The following is a 16,231-nucleotide window of genomic DNA, read 5'->3' on the forward strand; positions in this document are numbered from 1 at the left end:
GCTGGAATGATTAAATTAATCGGGATACTACTTGTTGCAGTTGGGTTTTTATTTAGATTAAATACACTGTTAGTAGTAATGGTTGCAGGTATTGTTACTGGTATGGTTTCAGGCTTAAGTTTTTATGATGTAATCAGCATGTTCGGTAAATTTTTCATAGAAAACAGATATATGTCTATGCCAATCATATTAACTTTACCGGTAATCGGAATTTTAGAGCGTTATGGTTTAAAAGAAAGAGCAGAGGCACTTATAACGAAATCAAAGGGCGCAACAACTGGAAGAGTATTAATGTCATATTTTACGATAAGAGAATCATCAGCAGCACTAGGTCTTAATATTGGTGGTCATGCACAAACGGTAAGACCACTCGTTGCCCCGATGGCAGAAGGAGCTGCACAAGGAAGATACGGTAAACTCCCTGAAAAATTGAGAGAAAAGATTAAAGCAAACGCGGCAGCTGCGGAAAACACAGCTTGGTTTTTCGGAGAAGATATTTTTATCGCAACTGGTGCCATTTTATTAATGAAAGGGTTCTTCGATTCAGTAGGTATGCATGTCGGTGTATGGGATATGGCACTTTGGGGTATTCCAACTGCAATATCTGCCCTTATTGTAAGCTGGATTAGATTTAGAAGGTTTGATAAGTATATAGAGAAAACGATGAAGGCAGAAGAAAAAGAAGAGAAGGAGGCTATATAAGATGAACATCATAACAATGGATACAATTTATTATGTATTAGGTATAATCGTTGCCTTTATCGCTGTTCGTATTGCATTTGATCGTGAACATCCAAATCGATTTGGTTCTAGCTTATTTTGGGCGTTATTTGCAGTTACATTTTTATTCGGAAATGTAATCCCTTCGTTTTACGTTGGTTGTATTGTGCTCGCTATGGTCGTTTTAGCTTCATTGAATAAAGTAACAAAATCCGAGGAGAAAGAAGTACCAGTACAAGAACGTGTGAAACATGCTGAGAAATTAAAAAATAAAATTTTTATGCCTGCAATATTAATACCTATTTTTACAATTATCGGAACGTTAACGTTAGGGAAAATCAAATGGGGAAATGTTGCACTGGTTGATCCAGATAAAGTAACATTAGTTGCATTAGCGTTAGGAGCATTACTCGCATTCGTTGCGGCGATGCGTATTACAAAAGCGAAAATAACAACGCCTGTCCAAGAAGGAAGCAGATTACTACAGGCTGTCGGCTGGGCTGTTATTTTACCACAAATGTTAGCAGCGCTTGGCGGTATTTTCGCGAAGTCTGGCGTAGGACAAGTCGTTTCTGATTTAGTAGGACAAGTGTTACCGACAGAGTACCCGTTCGTTGCTGTTATGGCGTATTGTTTAGGAATGATGCTGTTTACAGTCGTAATGGGGAATGCATTCGCCGCGTTTGCAGTAATCACTGGCGGAATCGGCTTACCTCTAATTGTACAAATGCACGGCGGGAACCCAGCAATTATGGCAGCGCTCGGTATGTTTGCTGGATATTGCGGAACGCTCATTACGCCAATGGCGGCAAACTTTAATATTGTTCCGGCAATGCTTTTAGAATTGAAAGATAAGAACGCTGTTATTAAGGCACAAATACCAATTGCTCTTTCCATTTTCATTATTAATATGTTTATCATGTACGGTCTTGTATATCGTTTCTAATTAGGAGAGTGAAACTATGAAAACAGTATTATTAACAGGATTTGATCCGTTCGGCGGAGAAAGTATCAACCCAGCTTGGGAAGTCGTAAAAAGTTTACATGAAAAAACAATTGGAGAATACAAGATTATAAGTAAACAAGTTCCAACTGTATTTCATAAATCAATAAGCGTATTAAAAGAGTATATAGAAGAGCTAAAGCCTGAAATGATTATATGCATTGGACAAGCTGGGGGCAGACCAGATATTACGATAGAGCGTGTAGCAATTAACGTTGATGATGCAAGAATTGCTGATAATGAAGGAAATCAGCCGGTGGATATGCCGGTTATAGAAGAAGGACCTATTGCGTATTGGTCTACACTTCCGATGAAAGCAATTGTGAAGAAACTTCGTGAAGAAGGTATACCAGCTTCCGTTTCACAAACTGCAGGTACATTCGTTTGTAATCATTTATTTTATGGACTCATGCATGAACTAGAGAAACATGATAAGAAAATAAAAGGTGGATTTGTTCATATTCCGTTCTTACCAGAACAAGCGAGTAACTATCCAGGGCAACCGAGTATGTCACTTTCTACTATTAGTAAAGGGGTAGAATTGGCGATTGAGGTAACGACGGAAGTTGAAGTAGATATTGTAGAGTGCGGGGGTACGACGCATTAAGTAAAATGAATTGTACAACACCTCCTGTATGAATTAAGCTGGAGTGAAATATCCTAGGAAGATTAGCAGGACAAATGAAGAACTGTTACAGCTTATACAGAGTTTAGATCCTATCTTAAAAAGAAGAATCATATATCTATTAGATGTTATTAATGTTGATCAAGTATTTCAAACCTATGAAGATGCAGTATTACGTAGATTAGAAGAAAAGCAAGTAGTGGTTCAACTAACTGAGGTTTAAACATAGGCGTAATATGTTTTTCACATATATCCCTTTAGTAATCTTTATTTTATTTGTATATATAGCAATGAGAAAACTCCAGCTCATCAGTATTTTAAACCATGAATGAGTTGGAGTTTTGGTCTTTTATTCGCAAATTTCCCGTTCATCGAGTAAATCGATGACGCAGTCTTTATGTTTAAGAAGCTCCTCTTTAGATAAATAGTCAGCTCTCTTACCGAGTTGCATTAGTCTATTAGGTATGTTTTGTTTTCCTAGAAATATCATTGCTCCAGCACACATTATATTGCGTTTGTTTGGAGATTACTATGGTTATAGAAAAAAAGAGTAACCCGTTTGGCTACTCTTCACATAGAAACTTGTATTTGTTCATTTCAATAAGAGACCGTTATTGGAGTCCCTTCATGAAATTTTGGATTTTTGATGATAATGCAAACAGCAGGATGCTAACTAAAATGGAGATAGCACCAATAACACCAAAGTAAATTGCTTCTGTTGCAGGATTATACAGTTTAACAACTTGGGCATTTATTGCTTGCGCAGACGCAGTTGATAAGAACCATAAGCTCATGGTTTGCGAAGAGAAAGCAGCTGGAGCCAGCTTCGTCGTTATTGATAACCCTGAAGGAGATAAACAAACTTCTCCAATTACAATTAAAAAGAAGCTAAGAACTAACCACATAGGATTCACTAAAGAGTGAGTACCGTTGATTAAAGCCGGAATAATCATAACTAAGAATGATAAACCTGCAAATAGCAATCCAATAGCGAATTTTTTTGCCGTTGAAGGCTGCTTCTTGCCTAACTTTATCCAAACCCATGCAAAAATCGGGGCAAGCGTTACGATAAAGATTGGACTTAATGATTGGAACCAAGCGGAATGCAATGTAATTCCATTGAACTGTAATTGAGTTCGTTGATCCGCGTATGTCGCTAAGATAATAGCACCTTGTTCTTGTATAGACCAAAATATTGTAGCTGCAATAAAGAGTGGTATATACGCAAGAAGGCGAGATTGCTCTATTTTTGTTGTTTTAGGACTACGATACATATAAATGAAATAATAGGCTGGAATAACAATCCCTAAGATACTAATCAGGAATGTAAAACGATTTATAGTTAACAACCCAGTTGGAATTGTAACCACACCTAGCAATGTTAATACAACCAGACCAACACTGAAATACTTAATAGTCTTTTTTCTTTCCGAATCTGATAATGGATTAGGTACTTGCGTACCGACTAGACCAAGGTTTTTCTGTTTTGTTCCAACAAATACCCCTAACCCAATTGCCATACCAATTGCCGCAACTCCAAAACCAAGGTGGAAATTATATTGCTGACCTAATGTTCCGACAACTAAAGGTGCAAGTAAGGCACCTAAGTTAATACCCATGTAGAATATACTGAACCCGGAGTCACGACGCGCATCTGTTTTACTGTATAAACTTCCTACGATGTTCGATATGTTAGGCTTTAACAACCCTGTTCCTAGAATTAAGAAGACCATAGAGATAAATAACGCACTTTTACTACCCGGTAAAGCTAAAATAAGATGGCCAATCATAATTAAAAAGCCACCAAAGAATACGGTTTTACTTGGACCAAATAAACGATCCGATATCCATCCACCGATAATACTAGACATGAACAGTAAGGAACCGTAAATTGCCATTATAGAGGTTGCGGTAGATTGATCAATTCCTAATCCGCCTTTTGCGACCGAATAGTACATATAATACAGCAAAATAGCTCTCATTCCGTAATGAGAAAACCTTTCCCAAAACTCAGTGAAGAATAAAGTGAATAATCCTTTTGGATGCCCAAAAAATCCTGTTTGAGGAATACTTTGAACAAGTTCGTTTTTTTCTTTCATAATGTTAATATTTCCCCTTATTAATTTTTGATATTATACAAGTATAACTTAAGGGGCTCCCAGTAGTCCATAACTATCTAAGCTCATCGATGAAGAAAAGCAGCCTTCTGGCTACTTTCTAAATGAATTGAAAAAATCGTCATTTGCACATTAGACACACCTTTTACTGAATCTACCTCTAAACATTCCAAAATTGATGGTGAGAGTGCTTTAGCTACTAAGAATGCTACGCCGTTACAAACAAGTGTATATTGTTGACTTAATGGTATATGAGGCGGAATAACGTATGTATCTGGAACACTCAGTAATCTTAAGCATTCTCCATAACATAATCAGTTGTGAATTTATAAGATAAACAATTATTCTTAAAGCTGGTTTGAATTTTCGAAAGGTTTTATGCCAGTTTGGGGAATTAAAATTAAATAACTTTATTTTAATTGAACAGTAGTTATCTTGGAAACTTTAATTACGCCCAAAAAGTTTGATTTTAGTTAATGCAACGTAGTAAGTAAAATGAATTGTACAACACCGTCTGTAAACAACTGGTATAATATAGTATAGGAAAATACATAGAGGTGATTTTTGTGCAATTTGAAGAAGTACGTTCAATTTTAGAACAAGCAAAGAAAATTACAGTATTAACAGGTGCTGGTGCAAGCACAGAAAGTGGAATCCCTGATTTTCGTTCAGCAAATGGATTGTATGCTGATGCAAATGTAGAGATGTACTTGTCGAGAGGTTATTATAATAGAAATCCGAAAGAATTTTGGAAGCATTATAAAGAAATCTTTCAAATAAATACGTTTCATCAATATAAACCAAATCGTGGGCATCGCTTTTTAGCGGAACTAGAGGAACAAGGAAAAGATATAACGATTTTAACGCAAAATATTGATGGTTTGCATCAAGTAGGTGGTAGTAAACATGTAATTGATTTACATGGAACACTTCAAACTGCACATTGCCCGAAGTGTAAAACGGGGTATGATTTACAATATATGATTGATCATGAAGTGCCGCGCTGCGGGAAGTGTAATTTCATACTAAATCCAGATGTTGTTTTATACGGAGATACGTTACCTCAATATCAAAATGCGATCAAACGTTTATATGAAACAGATGTACTTCTCGTAATGGGAACATCACTCAAAGTACAGCCTGTCGCTTCATTCCCAGAGATCGCAAAGAGGGAAGTAGGCGCAACAACGATTTTAGTAAATGAAGAGTTAACAGGGCAAGAATATAATTTTGATTTTGTTTTTCAAAATAAGATCGGCGAATTTGCCCAAGGGTTATCTTCGATTAAATAAGTTTTTGTTTTCGTAAAGAAACTGAGGTGAATGATGTCCACCTCAGTTTTTTGTATGCATTATATTCATGTTATTACGTACTAAGGGGAATGGTAATAAATAGGGTGTAAAATACAAAAACTGAAAATTAAATCTTTTATTTCTTTTGTAACTAATATAAAATTCTATATATACCATATAAATAAATTTAATACATAATGATTTTTGCGCAGAAATGTTAATAGAATGAAGCGAGGGAGCAAAATGAGACAGAAAAAGGAGAAGCAGAAACAGTCGAAAAAGAAAAAGACTCATATTCCGTTTCGGTTAAATGTACTATTTTTTATCGTTTTTCTTTTATTTTCAACTATTATTATTCAATTAGGTAAAGTACAAATTATTGATGGAGAAACGTATCGAAATGAAGTGAATAAAAAGGAAGATGTAACGGTGAGTACTCCAGTTCCGAGAGGGAAGATGTTTGACCGGGAAGGAAAAGTTATTGTAAATAATAAACCGTTACGAACAGTTACATATACGAAGATGAAAGGAGTGGACTCAAAAGAGGTTTTAATAGTGGCAAGAAATTTAGCAAAGCTAATTGAAATGCCACAAGAAGATATGGACAAGTTAACAGAGACAGATAAAAAAGATTTTTGGATGCAGTTAAACGAAAAACGTGCAGCAACAAAAGTAACGAAAGAAGATGAGAGTAAATTTAGGAAGCAGGAAATAGAAGGAAAAGAATTAGATAAAAAAGTAGAAGAGTTGAGACGAGAAAGAATTACACAAGAAGAACTAAACGAGCTATCGAAAGAGGATATAGAAGTACTAGCAATTAAAAGCAAAATGAATGCGGGATATAAAATGACGCCACAAATCGTCAAAAAAGATGTAAGTCAAAATGAATATGCGGTAGTGAGTGAAAGATTATCGATCTTGCCAGGCGTAGATACGACTGTGGATTGGGAGCGCGAATACCCAAATGACAAAATACTACGTTCTGTACTTGGTAGTGTTTCGAGTGAAAATGAAGGGTTACCAAGGGAACAATTAGACTACTATTTAGTACGAGATTATAACCGAAATGACCGTATTGGTAAGAGTTACATCGAAAAACAATACGAAGATGTATTACATGGAACGAAAGAACAGTCTAAAAATATTACTGATAGAGCTGGAAATATTATTCGGACTGAAAAAGTGACACAAGGAAAAAGTGGAAATAATTTAATGTTAACAGTTGATATGGATTTACAGAAAAAGGTGGAGGAAAGTCTTGAAAGGAATTTAAGAGCATTCCATTCTTCTGAACCGATGATGGATCGTGCATTCGTCGTTATGATGAATCCGAAAAATGGTCAAATTCTATCATTAGCAGGAAAGAAAATTGTAAATAAAGACGGCGGGATGCAAATAGAAGACTACGCTTTAGGAACGATGATAAGTTCTTACGAGTTAGGATCAACTGTGAAAGGAGCTACGGTATTAGCTGGATATCAAACAGAAGCGATTAAGCCATATACGCATTTTTTCGATGCACCAATGTACTTTAAAGGAAGTTCGAAGCCGAAGAAATCGTGGAAAGACTTTGGAGATATTGATGATTTAAGAGCATTGCAAGTTTCATCCAATGTCTACATGTTTAATACGGCGTTAAAGATTGCGGGGATTGATTATGTACCAAACAATCCGTTAGATATTAAACGAGAAGCGTTTAATAAAATGCGTTATTATTTTAGACAATTTGGTTTAGGTGTGCCAACTGGTATTGACTTGCCAAATGAATCGATTGGTCAAATGGGTAGAACCGATAATATACCTGGTTTTTTACTTGATTATGCCATTGGACAATATGATACATATACGCCGCTGCAGCTTGCTCAATATATTTCAACGATTGCAAATGGCGGTTACCGAATGAAACCACAAATTGTACAAGAAATTAGAGAGCAACCAAATAGACCAGAGGAAGTCGGGAAAGTTATGCAATCGATGGAACCAGTCGTGTTAAATCGAGTGGATATGGACCTTTCATATATAAATCATGTGAAAGAAGGATTTAGAAGGGTTTTCCAAGAGGTAGATGGGACCGGTGCTGGAACTTTTAAAGGATTACCTTATAAACCGGCTGGAAAAACAGGAACAGCAGAGACAGTGTACGGTGGAGAAAGTGATATTGGAAGAGATGAAAACAACTATCGAAAAAAATGTTATAATTTAACTCTCGCCGGGTATGCGCCATATGACGCTGATCCGGAAGTCGCTTTTTCTGTTGTTGTGCCATGGGTGAATAATGATAAATCAGGTATTAATTCTACAATTGGTAAAGAGATTTTGGATGCATATTTTGATTTAAAAGCGCAGAGATCGGGTGTAAGTCTAGTCCCAGTAGCACAACAGCCGAGTACGGCACAGTAAAATAAAATTCAAATTGTAGTATATCACTGCGCAAATGAACAGGTGCAGTGATATATTTTTGAGTTGAAAAGTGTTTTGATAAGGTGGGAATAGATATGAAAGAGGAGATTAAGAGAGGTTGGGGGAAATACATACTATTTATATTTGTCATGGTAGTAACGTACCAGTCTTTTACTTTATGTAAGGTGGAAGGAAAATCGATGCAGCCGACTTTACATGAAGAAGACTACGTATTTGTAAATAAAGCTGCTGTACATTTTTCTAGCTTACAGCACGGAGAAATTGTCATTATTAAGGAAGAGGATGAGTCGAAATATTATGTGAAACGCGTAATAGGACTTCCTGGTGACATAATTAACATAACGAATGGAACTGTATACGTAAATGACAAAAAGCAAGATGAACCTTATATAAATAAAGATTTATATAATAATACACAAGTGTTTTACAACTTTCAAAAGACAAGAATTCCGCCAAATAAGTTATTTGTAATGGGAGACAATCGTGAACAAAGTAAGGATAGTCGAAATGGTTTAGGGTATATTGAAGAAGATAACGTTATTGGCAAGGTGGAATTTGTGTATTATCCTTTTTCAGAAATGAAAATGATAGACTAGTTTAGTATTTTTATTTTATTTTCCTCAAAAACAATCAATGAATTAATATGTAAAACATCTCGTTTCACAATAGGAAAAGATGAGTTAAAATACTAAGGAAAAGCCAAATCCTTTAATGGGATTTGGCTTTTTGTAGGGAATGCTAATTCAAGGTTTACTCTTCATAATATGCTTTAATAACAAAGCGGTGTTGCTTCACAGCGAAATATCCTTTTTGCAAGATAATTTCATGTATACGATACAATTCCTCGGTATAGCTGTCTACTGTGAAATCAGGAATTTGCCACGGAATTGCTTTTAAGTAATAGACAACAGCACCGATATCATAAAAACGTTGAAGAGGGAACTCTTCCTTCGCTTCTAAAATAGTAAATCCATTCCCCTTTAGTTCATTACATGCCATTTTGAGTGACCAACTTGAAAATTCGCTATTCAGCGGTGTGCCAAACTGTTCATTAAGTTCCGCACAATCAAGACCACCGACTTGTTGGGTAAGAAATGTTCCATTAGTGGAAAGAATTCTTTTCACTTCAGAAGCAGAATAGGATTCATGTTGATTCACAATTAAATCGAACTGACCATCTTGAAATGGTAAAGCAGTATCATCGGTCACTTCTACAACTGTAATTCCTAAAGGCTCTAATTTCTTTCGTGCAATTGGTACGTTCGGAGCATAGCCTTCAGTAGCGTAAATAGTTGGCGGGAACGGTTGTAACATAGATAAAAACTCTCCGCCGCCAGTACCCATATCTAGCATTGATTTTGCACGTTGCATAAGCTGGAAGGCTGCACTACCGTACGACCATGATAAAGGCTCGCTATTCATACGGCCAGTTTCTGAAATGAAAGAAAAATCCCAGCCACTAAAGTTTGCATTTGCACTTTCTAATAGTGCCAAAAATAATGGATCACGTTTCATATTATGTCCTCCTATTTCGTTAATGAATGATATAGTAAGAAAAGAGAAATGGAGGACCTCTTATTAAAATAAAGCGGTTTTACGTTTCGTGTTCAAATAAATTCATACAAATTCGCTCCTTGCGAGAATGGTTATTTATATATTCGGGATAATCAAGAGGAAATCCTTTGAAATTATAAGGGAAGGCAGTTGTTTAATGAAAAATTGGATGGAGTTTACAGACAAAGAGTATGACCAAATATGGGATAGGATATATAGTGAACTTGAGTTTTCACCAAGTGTTTCTATATTCCCATCATTTAAGGTGCCAAGTCCTTTTGTGACATATGATATTTCTCATTACTTCGGAGAATCGGTAGATTTAAATGTATATGACGATCTGGAAGAAAAAGCATTACTAGTTTTTAAAGAGAATACAGTATCGGATGAATATATAATGGCACTTGATTGGCAACATGAATGTTACTGGGTAAATCCACATTTAAAGTTCGATAGAAATGAATTTGATGAGTGGACAATCCCGATTTTTCCAAATGGAGATTACTATTTTTTTATTCAGAAGGACTATAAGTGGGGCTATTTAGGTCACCCTTGGGAGAAGAGTATAACGATATTTGGAAAAGAATTAATAGAGAGCTTTGAACAAAGTAAACCAGAAATGTTTCAAAATATTTTAAGGCAGGGATAATGTTTTAAAGAGAAAAAACGCTTATACCTCATCTTTGAAGCATAAGCGTTTTTGTTTAAAATACTTAAAAACAAAAATCTGTTGGTAAAGTACCATTTTTTATCATCGTTCTTAATCCATGTTTCATAATCCAAGGATTAACAGGAAGTTTGTTATCGCGTAATTGTTGTAACCATTGAAAAACGAGTTCTTTATCTTCTTTTGTAATATCGTTAATATGATTGGCTACTGATTTTTGGACATATTTAGAAGGGTCATTCATTAATGGCTCAAGAAGCTTTAAATTATTTCTAAAGTCACCTTTCAGAGCTCCTATTTTTTTTGCCCAAGGAAGTCTTGGTCTTGTACCTTCGGAAACTAATCTCCTAATGTGGCTGTTTTCGTCATGAATCCACTGTTGTAGTATGTCCAGTGTATCTTCATGATATTTTTCAAGAAAAGGCCGAATTGCATATTCAGCAGTATTCCTTTTCGTTATTTCATACATGGCGTTGAAAGAGGATTCAAAATCGTTAAGCCCATATTTTTCGACGTATTTTGCAATAGGCATGTACATATAACCATTTGTAAATGTGCCTACTTCTGTTGTGTTTTCTGGCCCCAATGTTTTCAGTAATATATGTATTGTTTCATTAAAATCTTTTTGTAATGCATAGTGTAATTCATCTGCTATTACCTCTATACGTTGTTTCAACTCTAAATTTTCAACTTTACTCGTTACAGAATCTACAAAGTTTTTCTTAGAGAAATTAGGATCATGTTTAGAAATAGAATCAGCCATTTTTTCTGCTAATTCTTTGTTGAATAAAAATTTTAACGGAACATATTTACCCATTTTTTCACCCCATTGGTCAGATAAAAACAATGTTTATTTTTTAATCGACAATCCATACACCAAAGTCTCACTAGGAGTCGTAATACTAAAACCTATCGTTTTATAATCAAGTTTCACAGTATCACCAGTGTAATCTGTCGTGAATGAATCCATTTGTACGATAAGATGTGCATCTTCATATACAACATCATCCGCATTATATGTATCCCAAATTAAATCGACATCAACGAAAATGCTACAAGAGTTCGTCATCGTCCCTCTAATGCGAATAATCTTTTTGTCTTCACGTTCTAATCTATGTATAGCAGCTTTTGCTTCATTAGTAATACGAATGTTCATGTAATCCCAACCTTTATGTATATTTCCTCTATTATCGCAAAAACAGTGGCAATAGGGAAGGGAGATGAATTGCAATAAAAAACGAGCAAACAAATTTGTTTGCTCGTTTTATTTTATTTTATTTTAGTTCACATTTATCAAGTGGAATTACTTTCGTTTTCTTAGTAAATTTATATCCTAACCACAGTACTAAGAAGAGTGGTAAACCGATGTAAGAAACGAGTACACCGTTCCAATCGATAGATGCTCCCATAAATGCTCCGTAGTTTTGTCCTAAAATAACGATAACACAAAGTGTAAATGCAAAGATTGGACCGAACGGGAACCATTTTGCTCTATACGGTAAATCTTTTAAATCTTTCCCTTGTGCAACATAAGCTTTTCGGAAACGGTAATGACTAATAGCAATTCCTACCCAAGCAATAAATCCTGACATCCCAGAAGCATTTAATAACCAAATGTATACAACACCGTCACCGTATAAAGAAGCGATGAAAGCAACGCTACCAACAACTGATGTTGCGATTAATGCGTTAACAGGTACACCACGGCTATCTAATTTGCCTAAGAACTTTGGTGCTTTTCCTTGACGAGCTAAATCCCAAAGCATACGAGTTGATGCATACATTCCAGAGTTACCAGCAGAAAGTACTGCAGTTAAAATAACAGCGTTCATAACAGAAGCAGCGAAGGCAACGCCCGCTTTTTCAAATACTAGTGTAAATGGACTTACTGTTACATCACTTGCTGCAAGGCTATCAGTCGTATAAGGAATTAATAAACCGATAACGAGAATTGCTAAAATATAGAATAATATAATGCGCCAAAAGATAGAACGAATTGCTTTTGGAATATTGCGTTCTGGATCAGCAGTTTCACCAGCAGCCACTCCTAATAATTCAGTTCCTTGGAATGAGAAACCAGCAGCCATAAATACACCGATAATTGCCATGATACCGCCATTAAATGGTGCATCTGCAACAGTGAAGTTTTTAAAACCGACAGCTTCGCCGCCCATAATTCCAAAGATCATCATAAAGCCGACAATTAAAAAGATAATAATAGTAACTACTTTAATAAGTGCGAACCAATATTCAGATTCACCAAAACCTTTAACAGATAAATAGTTTAAGAGAAAAATAATAGCTAAGCAAAGTCCACTCCAAATAAGAGAAGGGGTATCTGGGAACCAAAATTTCATAATTAATGTTACCGCTGCGAGTTCCGCCGCTATCGTAATCGCCCAGTTATACCAATAGTTCCATCCAAGTGCAAAGCCAAGTGATGGATCAACAAATTTTGTTGCATACGTACTAAAAGATCCAGTAACAGGCATGTAAGCTGCGAGTTCTGCTAAGCTTGTCATTAAAAAATAAACCATAATTCCAATTGCGGCATATGCGACTAATGCACCGCCAGGACCAGCTGAATGGATAACACCACCACTGGCAAGAAATAATCCGGTACCGATTGTACCACCGAGAGAAATCATCGTAAGGTGACGAGATTTTAATCCGCGTTTTAATTCACCTTGTCCTTGTGTAGTTTGCTTTTTAGAGGTAGCTTGATTCGTTGCGCTATTCATGTTCAACACTCCTTTTCTAGTAAGATAGGAAGGAGCGGGGGAGAAAAATACAAAAAACCGCCAAAAGAATTAGGCGGAACGTTTCACAAATAACCACCCCCATCATACCCTTCCGTTAAGATAGCACCCCACGTCTACACGGTAATTTTGTAAACGTGACAGTTCTGTTCCTTTCGGAGACAGCCCCAGCTCATATTTCCAGAGATGAAATATAAACTTCGGCAACTTTTCCTTTCAAACAGAGTCGGTGACATTCTCTGTGTCTCGGCCGTTCTACTCTTAAAAGTTGCAACCTCTACCTCATCGGATTGATGAGGATTTATTCATTGCTATGATTTTTAATATATGGCAATTGTAATGATTTTCTGAATATATTGCAAGGAATTTTGTTAGGAAAAGTCAAAAAATATCGGTTATTGTATAGGAAACGCTTGCAAAACTCCACCCGAACCTACTGTTATGTAGCAATAAGCAAAGAAAAAATTGTTATACAAATGTTTCGCAAAAAATAATGAAAAACCCTTTAAAATTAAAAGAAAATTCAGAAAATATAATTCGACATAACTATCAAAAGAGGATTATTCCTTACATTTGTTTCAAAAAATAAGTATAAATCTGATAAATAGAATGAATATTCTTTTTATTTTTGGTAAAATTGAAATATTGTTTAATTGAAAAGGGGACATTATTATGAAATTAGAAACGGAAAGATTACATATAGTACCGTGTACGGAAGAATGGATTCAAATTGCGAAAAATCAAGGCTACAATAGCGGCCCGCATATTGTAGGACATATAGGAAATGTAAAACAAGATGAGTCTTTATTACCGTGGGGCCCGTGGTATGTTATTCGGAAAGAGGATGATGTTGTTCTAGGTGATATAGGATTTAAAGGGAAACCAAACGAGGAACATAGGGTAGAAATCGGTTATGGATTTATTGAGAAATATTGGAATAAAGGGTATGCAACAGAAGCAGTTAGTGAATTAATGAAATGGGCTTTTCAAACAGGGGAAGTGGAAACGATTATAGCGGAGACACTCCTTGATAACTATAGCTCCATTCGTGTATTAGAGAAATTACATATGAAAAGAGTAAATAGTACTGAAACGATGGTCAATTGGAAAATAGAAAAATAAAAAATACCGCTCGAAGTAAATCGGGCGGTATTATTATTAATTATGGCAGCATTTGTTTTTGATCTGTTGGATAGCTATTCGTCGCTTGTTTCGAATACTTTGAATGGTTACGAACAGAAATGAAAATGGAGATAATAACGACAAGACCAACTGCAACATAAGAAAGTGTAATAATAGTTGGATCAACTTTAAATGATGTAAGTAATGTACGTATATTCGTAAAGATAATAAGTCCGCCAACGAGTACGCCAAGTAAATGCGACGGAACGATGCGTACTAACCATGCGGCAATTGGTGCGGCAACAATACCACCGAGCATGAGAGAAAATACCCAAATCCAGCTTATTTGTTCCCAACCAAGTGAGATGAAAAAGCCGATTGTTGCAGCGAGTGAAACAGGAAATTCGCTCGTATCTACAGAGCCAATAACTTTTCTAGCGTCATTTCCTCTTGCAAGAAGAACTGGTGTCGTAATAGGTCCCCAGCCACCACCGCCAGTAGAATCAACAAATCCTGCAAAAAGGCCAAGCGGCACAAGTTGCTTAGCAGGCATACGCTTATTTGAAGCAACAATTTGTTTTTGAATGATGAATCGTAATAAAATATAAACCCCTAAAGTAAATAAAAATAAGGAAATGTACGGTTTAATTAAATTACCAGGTAAATTACTTAAAAAACATGCCCCGACAAAAGCACCGATAGCTCCTGGTAATGTAAGTCTAGAAACTGTATATTTATCAACGTTTCCGAATCGTATATGAGATGCACCGGAAGCGGCAGTAGTGACCACTTCAGCTAAATGAACTGATGCAGAAGCAACAGCTGGTGCGATACCAAACATTAATAATAAAGAAGAAGACGTTACCCCATACGCCATTCCAAGCGCTCCATCGATCAATTGAGCGAAAAATCCGATAATAGCAAAGATAATTAATTTCTGCATAAATAATCCCCCTGTAATAATAAATGAAAAAAGCACTTTTCCCGTGTGAGAAAAGTGCCTTTGGTTTTTCCAATCAGCAATAATTAAATTTGTTTCATTATAATACATATTAATCGTATAAATCAACTAGGTTTTAAAGTTTTTTGAATTGAACGAAAGAAAAATAAAATATACAATAAAAGGATGGAGAGAAAGGGGAGAAAGAATATGTTAGCATTTGATCATCTCGTTCACGCAGTTCATGGCACACCGGAGGAAGCGGCAAAACAAATGCAGGCACTAGGTTTTCATACTGCGTTAGGCGGTGAGCATACGACTTGGGGTACTTGGAATAGTTTATGCTATTTTGATTTATCATATATAGAATTTTTAGCAGTTCAGCATGAAGAAAAAGCGAAAGAAGCAGAAAATCCATTAGTACAAGAAACAGTAGTGAAATTACAAAGTGGAGAAGGAATGCTACAAATCGCAATTCGAACAGATGCAATTGAAGAACTAGCAGTTAACTTAAGCAAACATGGCTTACAAACGATAGGACCATTTGAAGGGAAACGGATGAGAAAAGATGGCCGACTTTTAGAATGGAAAATGCTATTTGTAAAGCAAGAAGAGAGCGGACCGAAATTACCTTTCTTTATACAGTGGAATGAAACGGATGAAGAAAGAAGAAACGATTTACGTAAAACAGGAACGATCACTGAACATAAAAACAAAGTACAACAAATTGAAACGATTCATTACGCAGTGAAAAATGTTCGAGAAACAGTTCGGAAATGGAAAGAAATAATGGGACTAACAGTAAGCTCAGTCATAAGAAATGAAGAGTGGAATGCTGAGTGTCAAAGCGTATCGTTTGGAGATATTCATGTGCAGTTTTGCGAACCAATGGGAGAAGGTCCAGTTCAAGATCGTTTGAAGGACCAGGGCGAATATCCATTTGCAGTAGAGTTTAAAGGGGAAAATAAACGAGAGCATGAAGTGTTAGGTAGTTTGTACATATATTGATAG

Annotated in this window: 15 protein-coding genes and 1 riboswitch; of the genes, 9 read left to right on the plus strand and 6 right to left on the minus strand. The window is 35.9% G+C overall.

Annotated features, from left to right (window positions below):
- Positions 1-6 precede the first annotated feature (6 nt).
- The 3 genes from JDS80_RS17850 to pcp are packed head-to-tail and all read left to right on the plus strand — an operon-like array spanning position 7 to position 2,330.
- Positions 7-702: a DUF969 domain-containing protein gene (locus JDS80_RS17850; RefSeq protein WP_071711743.1), complete on the plus strand. Its 696-nt coding sequence runs from the start codon at positions 7-9 to the stop codon at positions 700-702.
- 1 nt (position 703) lies between these two features.
- Positions 704-1,666 carry a DUF979 domain-containing protein gene (locus tag JDS80_RS17855; RefSeq protein WP_199639447.1) on the plus strand — a complete coding sequence of 321 codons (963 nt, stop codon included), beginning with the start codon at positions 704-706 and terminating at the stop codon, positions 1,664-1,666.
- 16 nt (positions 1,667-1,682) lie between these two features.
- Complete coding sequence (gene pcp / locus JDS80_RS17860; protein WP_071746450.1) at positions 1,683-2,330, plus strand: pyroglutamyl-peptidase I; 648 nt, start codon at positions 1,683-1,685, stop codon at positions 2,328-2,330.
- 629 nt (positions 2,331-2,959) lie between these two features.
- On the opposite strand, the gene JDS80_RS17865 is transcribed toward pcp, so the two are convergent.
- A complete protein-coding gene (locus tag JDS80_RS17865) occupies positions 2,960-4,447 on the minus strand; it encodes a peptide MFS transporter (RefSeq protein ID WP_071746449.1) in 1,488 nt (495 codons plus the stop codon).
- 584 nt (positions 4,448-5,031) lie between these two features.
- On the opposite strand from JDS80_RS17865, the gene JDS80_RS17870 reads away from it, so the two are divergent.
- The 3 genes from JDS80_RS17870 (at position 5,032) to lepB (ending at position 8,774) form a co-directional block, all read left to right on the plus strand.
- Entirely contained in the window at positions 5,032-5,757 is a 726-nt protein-coding gene (locus tag JDS80_RS17870; protein ID WP_071772965.1) for an NAD-dependent protein deacylase, read from the plus strand.
- 225 nt (positions 5,758-5,982) lie between these two features.
- Positions 5,983-8,157 (plus strand): peptidoglycan D,D-transpeptidase FtsI family protein, encoded by a 2,175-nt coding sequence (locus tag JDS80_RS17875; RefSeq protein ID WP_180237359.1) that lies wholly within the window; start codon positions 5,983-5,985, stop codon positions 8,155-8,157.
- Positions 8,158-8,252: 95 nt separating this feature from the next.
- Positions 8,253-8,774 (plus strand): signal peptidase I, encoded by a 522-nt coding sequence (gene lepB / locus JDS80_RS17880; RefSeq protein WP_199639448.1) that lies wholly within the window; start codon positions 8,253-8,255, stop codon positions 8,772-8,774.
- Positions 8,775-8,928: 154 nt separating this feature from the next.
- Here lepB and JDS80_RS17885 read toward each other — a convergent pair whose 3' ends face one another.
- A complete protein-coding gene (locus JDS80_RS17885) occupies positions 8,929-9,693 on the minus strand; it encodes a class I SAM-dependent methyltransferase (RefSeq protein ID WP_199639449.1) in 765 nt (254 codons plus the stop codon).
- A 196-nt stretch (positions 9,694-9,889) separates the two neighbouring features.
- Here JDS80_RS17885 and JDS80_RS17890 point away from each other — a divergent pair, with 196 nt between their 5' ends.
- Positions 9,890-10,381: a DUF2716 domain-containing protein gene (locus JDS80_RS17890; RefSeq protein WP_199639451.1), complete on the plus strand. Its 492-nt coding sequence runs from the start codon at positions 9,890-9,892 to the stop codon at positions 10,379-10,381.
- A gap of 64 nt (positions 10,382-10,445) precedes the next feature.
- Here JDS80_RS17890 and JDS80_RS17895 read toward each other — a convergent pair whose 3' ends face one another.
- From JDS80_RS17895 to JDS80_RS17905, 3 genes are all read right to left on the minus strand, one after another.
- Positions 10,446-11,216 carry a DNA alkylation repair protein gene (locus tag JDS80_RS17895; RefSeq protein WP_199639453.1) on the minus strand — a complete coding sequence of 257 codons (771 nt, stop codon included), beginning with the start codon at positions 11,214-11,216 and terminating at the stop codon, positions 10,446-10,448.
- Positions 11,217-11,249: 33 nt separating this feature from the next.
- Complete coding sequence (locus tag JDS80_RS17900; protein WP_199639455.1) at positions 11,250-11,555, minus strand: iron-sulfur cluster biosynthesis family protein; 306 nt, start codon at positions 11,553-11,555, stop codon at positions 11,250-11,252.
- Between the two features lie 118 nt (positions 11,556-11,673).
- Positions 11,674-13,140: an amino acid permease gene (locus JDS80_RS17905; RefSeq protein ID WP_098889298.1), complete on the minus strand. Its 1,467-nt coding sequence runs from the start codon at positions 13,138-13,140 to the stop codon at positions 11,674-11,676.
- Between the two features lie 113 nt (positions 13,141-13,253).
- A riboswitch (Lysine riboswitch) is annotated at positions 13,254-13,446 on the minus strand.
- 384 nt (positions 13,447-13,830) lie between these two features.
- Between JDS80_RS17905 and JDS80_RS17910 the strand changes: the two genes are divergently transcribed.
- Complete coding sequence (locus JDS80_RS17910; RefSeq protein ID WP_098889297.1) at positions 13,831-14,280, plus strand: GNAT family N-acetyltransferase; 450 nt, start codon at positions 13,831-13,833, stop codon at positions 14,278-14,280.
- A gap of 40 nt (positions 14,281-14,320) precedes the next feature.
- On the opposite strand, the gene JDS80_RS17915 is transcribed toward JDS80_RS17910, so the two are convergent.
- Positions 14,321-15,223: a sulfite exporter TauE/SafE family protein gene (locus JDS80_RS17915; RefSeq protein WP_071746439.1), complete on the minus strand. Its 903-nt coding sequence runs from the start codon at positions 15,221-15,223 to the stop codon at positions 14,321-14,323.
- Between the two features lie 207 nt (positions 15,224-15,430).
- Between JDS80_RS17915 and JDS80_RS17920 the strand changes: the two genes are divergently transcribed.
- Positions 15,431-16,228, plus strand: coding sequence for a VOC family protein (locus JDS80_RS17920; protein ID WP_199639456.1), 798 nt, complete (start codon positions 15,431-15,433; stop codon positions 16,226-16,228).
- Positions 16,229-16,231: the final 3 nt, after the last annotated feature.

Origin of the sequence: Bacillus cereus group sp. N8 (assembly GCF_016483685.1) — a bacterium.
In the GTDB taxonomy this organism is placed as follows: Bacteria; Bacillota; Bacilli; order Bacillales; family Bacillaceae_G; genus Bacillus_A; species Bacillus_A proteolyticus.

Bases quoted from the DNA above. Each gene is read 5' to 3' on its own strand.
- JDS80_RS17905 (WP_098889298.1), bottom strand. From the start codon at position 13,140: ATGAATAGCGCAACGAATCAAGCTACCTCTAAAAAGCAAACTACACAA.
- JDS80_RS17895 (WP_199639453.1), bottom strand. From the start codon at position 11,216: ATGGGTAAATATGTTCCGTTAAAATTTTTATTCAACAAAGAATTAGCA.
- JDS80_RS17910 (WP_098889297.1), top strand. From the start codon at position 13,831: ATGAAATTAGAAACGGAAAGATTACATATAGTACCGTGTACGGAAGAA.
- pcp (WP_071746450.1), top strand. From the start codon at position 1,683: ATGAAAACAGTATTATTAACAGGATTTGATCCGTTCGGCGGAGAAAGT.
- JDS80_RS17865 (WP_071746449.1), bottom strand. From the start codon at position 4,447: ATGAAAGAAAAAAACGAACTTGTTCAAAGTATTCCTCAAACAGGATTT.
- JDS80_RS17920 (WP_199639456.1), top strand. From the start codon at position 15,431: ATGTTAGCATTTGATCATCTCGTTCACGCAGTTCATGGCACACCGGAG.
- JDS80_RS17900 (WP_199639455.1), bottom strand. From the start codon at position 11,555: ATGAACATTCGTATTACTAATGAAGCAAAAGCTGCTATACATAGATTA.
- JDS80_RS17885 (WP_199639449.1), bottom strand. From the start codon at position 9,693: ATGAAACGTGATCCATTATTTTTGGCACTATTAGAAAGTGCAAATGCA.
- JDS80_RS17890 (WP_199639451.1), top strand. From the start codon at position 9,890: ATGAAAAATTGGATGGAGTTTACAGACAAAGAGTATGACCAAATATGG.
- JDS80_RS17915 (WP_071746439.1), bottom strand. From the start codon at position 15,223: ATGCAGAAATTAATTATCTTTGCTATTATCGGATTTTTCGCTCAATTG.
- JDS80_RS17875 (WP_180237359.1), top strand. From the start codon at position 5,983: ATGAAGCGAGGGAGCAAAATGAGACAGAAAAAGGAGAAGCAGAAACAG.
- JDS80_RS17855 (WP_199639447.1), top strand. From the start codon at position 704: ATGAACATCATAACAATGGATACAATTTATTATGTATTAGGTATAATC.
- JDS80_RS17850 (WP_071711743.1), top strand. From the start codon at position 7: ATGATTAAATTAATCGGGATACTACTTGTTGCAGTTGGGTTTTTATTT.
- lepB (WP_199639448.1), top strand. From the start codon at position 8,253: ATGAAAGAGGAGATTAAGAGAGGTTGGGGGAAATACATACTATTTATA.